Source organism: Spiroplasma sp. hy2, from assembly GCF_044714365.1.
GTDB classification, from domain to species: Bacteria; Bacillota_I; Bacilli_A; order Mycoplasmatales; family Mycoplasmataceae; genus Spiroplasma; species Spiroplasma phoeniceum.
In genome coordinates, this window is the sequence record NZ_RXFZ02000079.1 from 1 (window position 1) to 4,614 (window position 4,614).

Genomic DNA, 4,614 nt, shown 5'->3' on the forward strand with positions numbered 1-4,614 from the left:
WAATCAAATTTATCAAATTTCATAATTTTAGATTCCTATAATTTCTATTTTAAATATATTTTATAGGAATTTTAAAATAACTAGGTTATGCAAGAAGTCTAATGAAAAAATTATTAATATTATGCCATATGTTCATGAACAAGCGTTTGATCAATTTCACTTACAAGGTAATTTTAAATATAATTTAAAAATTAGTTATACTAGTAAAACAAATTAAAAAATGATAAAATACATATTGTATGAATACCTTGCTATAAAATTAAGAGACATAAATTGAGTAATTTAAGAAAATAGATGGAGAATAAAATGCTTAAAAAAGGTAAATCAAATTCATGATATTCAATAATATCATTTTCAATGTTTAAAATCCGCCGTTCAATGGCAGTTTGAGTTTTAGTGTTATTGTCACTTGTTTTATTTGGTGCAATTGCAATTAATCTTTTTTTATCTTCAACAAATATTTATGATTTTTTAAAAAATTTTCAATACGGAGTGTTTATTTTTAATAATATTTTATTATTATTGTTTGTGTTGTTAGTTATCATTAAAATTTTTGGTCGAGAATTTGAAGATGGGACATATTTACTTTTAATTTCCAAACCATATTCTCGATTTACTTTATTTTTCTTAAAATTAATTTCACTTTGAATTTTGATTATCTTTTTCTTAGGAACAATTATTTTATTTGCTTTAGGAATTGGTTATATTGGTTATTTAATTAATAATGATCCAGAGTATTTACAAGTTTATCAAAATTTATTATTGAAATTATTTTTATATTCTTTAGCATTATCTTTTTTTGCATCAAGTGGTATTTTATTTGCGGTAACTTTTTTAAATTCACAAGTAGTTTTATTAATTGTTGTTATTTTTTGTAGTTTATTTTTAGTTGGTGGGATGCCATATTCGTTAATTATGAGTTTAGCTAATACAATTGATTTATCATTTGTTGACACCAATATGACTAAGCAGCCTTATCCTGTGCATATTATTAAAAGTACAATTAATTTTAAAAGAAATTTAGAAAAAAAATTAATTAAATATGATAATTTAACTAGCAAAATTTGAGATTTTTATAATTCGTGAGATTATGATGATTTAGATAAAGTTTTTAAAACGCGAGACTATGAAAATATTACAAGTGATCCTACTTTGCGAATTAAACGATTAGAATTTTATCAATCATTAGGTTTAACAAAACCAAAAGAAGCTAGTTATACAATTAGCCAACTTAATAAGTGAGATAAAATAACAAAATATAAATATGATAATAAGGATGAAACCATTTTTGAAATTATTAATAAAGTTGGCGGAAGTAATCTTCAAATGAAAGTAAACTTTGCGACAAATTTCTTTTTCAAATCACCAGGAGAATTAGATTCAAATAATGAAATTCACCAAGAATTACTTGATGCTATTAACTTTATTGGAAGAAGTGCAAAATCGTGAGACTTGTATCTTAGAACAAATGATTTAAATGGAAATTCATTATTTTATTTTGATTTAAATAAATCCTATTATAGTTTATCATCATCTGATAGTAAAGTAGGAACAGAAGAACGAAAGTTATCTGAGCCAAATGGATTTAATCCAGTAAATGTTTTTCGTTCTGAATTTGCTCGAACTGGGATATCAACAGTTGATTCAGAATATGATAATGGTACTGAGTTTCAAGATTGAATTCTTAATTATTTTGGCGCCGAAGATAGAATTGAAGATGGTTTTGAAATTAAAACACTTTATGTTTTAAGAGAAATTGAAATTAATATTTTAAAAAAAATAATGGATTATAAATTACTTGAAGGTGTACCAATTAAAATAAATACCGAATGACAAAAATATGATGATTTAATTCAAACTTATGAATTAATTTCTAAAATTAATATTATTGAACATTGAAATCAAATTTGAACAAGTTCTTTATCATATGTTCCATTTTGATTTGAACCATTGCAACGAAGTAATATTGATTTTAGTGTTCAAAACAATTATTTAATGAGTTATCAAGATTTCCCAATAGCATTACAACAAGATAAAAAAGTTGACCTTGATGTACCACCATTTTTAAATATTAATTTATTGTTATATGTTTATTTAGGAATATCTGGTTTATTTTTAATTAATGCTTATTTAATTTTACGTCGCAAAAATATTACTTAAGGCAGGGGAAAGGAGATGTTAAAACATGAATAATAATGCATTAGTACTTAGCGATGTGGCAATTGCTTCGCGTAATTTTAGCAAAAAGTTTAAAAATAGTATTGTTGGTCCATTTAATTTTAATGTTAGTCGTGGAAAATTACATGCCATTTTAGGTGCTTCTGGAAGTGGAAAAACAGTTTTCATTAAATCTTTAATTGGTGGTTTAAAGGGATTTCATGGTGATATTACAATTTTTGTTAAAAAAGCAACAAAAATTAGTATGAAAAAAATGATTGGTTATGTTCCTGAGTTTGTTACTTTTCCTGAAAATATTAGTTCTTATAATTTTTTAAAATATTTAGGAAAAACAAATGGTTTACGAGGGAAATATCTTCGTGACCGCATTGAATATTTAATGAAATCATTAGAAATTTGAGAACACCGTGATAAAGATGTTAATTCATTTTCATCAGGAATGAAAAAAAGAGTAATGATTATTCAAGGTATTATTCATGATCCTGAAATTTTAATTTTAGATGAACCAGAAGCGGGATTAGATATTAATAATCGAAAAAAAATTATTTTTTACTTAAAACAATTAACACTTCGCGGTAAAACTGTCTTTTTTTCATCCCATTTACTAGATGAAATTAAAGACTATATTGATGAATTTACAATGGTAATGAATGGAACGCAAATTTATACGGGGCAATTAGCTGCCTTTAATATTAAAAATAGTTATTATCTAGTGACTAATAATCCTCAAGCAATGATTCATTATTTTAATTCAAACCGAGTACCAAACTGATATGATCGAGCAAATAATTCGTTAAATTTTGTTTTAAATTCACCATTACATTTATATTATGTTACTCAATATGCATTAAAAAAACAAATTAAAATTACTAAAATTAGTGAAGTTGAATTTTCATTTGATTTTCTATTACAAAAATTAAATATTACGCTACCTCCTAATATGACTACTAATCGTAAATTATGAAAGAAACAGTTGAAGAAATAGCAACAAGGTTAATTAACCAGCATAAATTTTAAATGTAATTATGTAACAAAATTAAAGAAAGTAATCTTTAAAAATATTTTAATGGGCATTAAAGTATTTTTTTTATTATGTAAACTGTAAAACGAAACGCGCTAAAACAACTCTTATTAAAGGGTTGTTTTTTTATTTGTAAACCCATAATTATTAATTAATTCAGAGAAAGGACAGCATCTTAAGTTCTTAAAATAGAAACTTTTTATCACAACTTTTATTAACTTTTTAAAAGTTGTATTACACATTTGTTAAATATCTTAGAAATCTTTACAAAGTGTACCTGTTTTTTCTCCTAATTTAAGGTGTTGTCTTTTCTCTGTTTCAATTAATTAATTTTGCTAATAAATAAAAAAATAATACCAAAGAAAGGAATGAGTAATGAAAATTAATAAACAAAAACAAATTTGCGATATTGATAATTGTTATAAAGCAATATCATTCATTACCGAAGAATTTGTATCAAATAAAGTTTTATGAACTTGTGAAAAACATAAAGATTTATTGAATAAAGTAAAAGATAAAACACAAAAGCAATTTTATCAGAAACTTGAAAATTCAAAAATTATCTTTGATTGAGAAACTGGTTCTTTTAAACTTTGATTTAATAAAACAGCTTAATGCAGGGTGGAACGGTTATTTTAAATAACTAAGTGTTTTTATTCCACATGAGGCGGTCTAGCCCAGCGGTAATCAGTCCGGAAATAATAGACGCTTTAACAAGCGATAGTCGTGATAAGTGCGAGGTCAACATCAAACGACAATAAATATTGAGATGGTCACTTTATAAATAAATTTGCGATAGATATTACTTCTTAGAAGTGGCGGCGGTTTTAATAAACCACAAAGCCAGCATTAGGCTCTTCAAGGTGCGAGTAKATTTATTTTAAAAACTGAACGTTTTGACCTGAAATGGTGCGGGTGAAGAGAGAGAAAACTCTCTGGCTCCAAAAAGAAAAAACAACTATATTAAGTGATGGTGAAAAACAAATTAAAAAAATTTACAAAGCAATAAAAGCAAAATATAAAAATAATACTGTATCATATAGTTTAGATAGATTTCATTTAGTAAAAAGATTTAAAGAATTATTCCCAAATCGTAAGAAAAACCGAATTCATAGATTAAAATATAAGTTATCAAAAATATATTTTTTTACTGGAAATTATGAAGCATTATTAGATTTTTTAATGTGTCATTTGCCCTATGTTATTGATAATAAAAAGAAATTTTTATTAGAAATTATTAAATTAATTAAAAATAATAAAGAAGGGATTGAAAATCAAACATTAGAATATAATATTGGTTGTCACATGGAAGGTGATATATCACACTATATTAAGGCAGTTAAGGGGCGTGGCGCGAAAATATATTGTAAAGAAACATTTATCAATATGTTAATTGCTTCAATGTTAAGACTTAT

Annotated in this window: 3 protein-coding genes and 1 pseudogene; all 4 read left to right on the plus strand. The window is 24.6% G+C overall.

Features of this window, described 5'->3' with window-relative positions; all coding sequences use genetic code 4:
- Positions 1-306 precede the first annotated feature (306 nt).
- Positions 307-2,160: an ABC transporter permease gene (locus EHV01_RS03390; protein WP_422066203.1), complete on the plus strand. Its 1,854-nt coding sequence runs from the start codon at positions 307-309 to the stop codon at positions 2,158-2,160.
- 25 nt (positions 2,161-2,185) lie between these two features.
- Positions 2,186-3,163 (plus strand): ABC transporter ATP-binding protein, encoded by a 978-nt coding sequence (locus EHV01_RS03395; protein WP_422066204.1) that lies wholly within the window; start codon positions 2,186-2,188, stop codon positions 3,161-3,163.
- 411 nt (positions 3,164-3,574) lie between these two features.
- Positions 3,575-3,814, plus strand: a complete 240-nt coding sequence (locus EHV01_RS03400) for a hypothetical protein (RefSeq protein WP_422066205.1) — start codon at positions 3,575-3,577, stop codon at positions 3,812-3,814.
- Between the two features lie 291 nt (positions 3,815-4,105).
- Positions 4,106-4,614: pseudogene (locus EHV01_RS03405) on the plus strand (hypothetical protein); the annotation flags it as partial.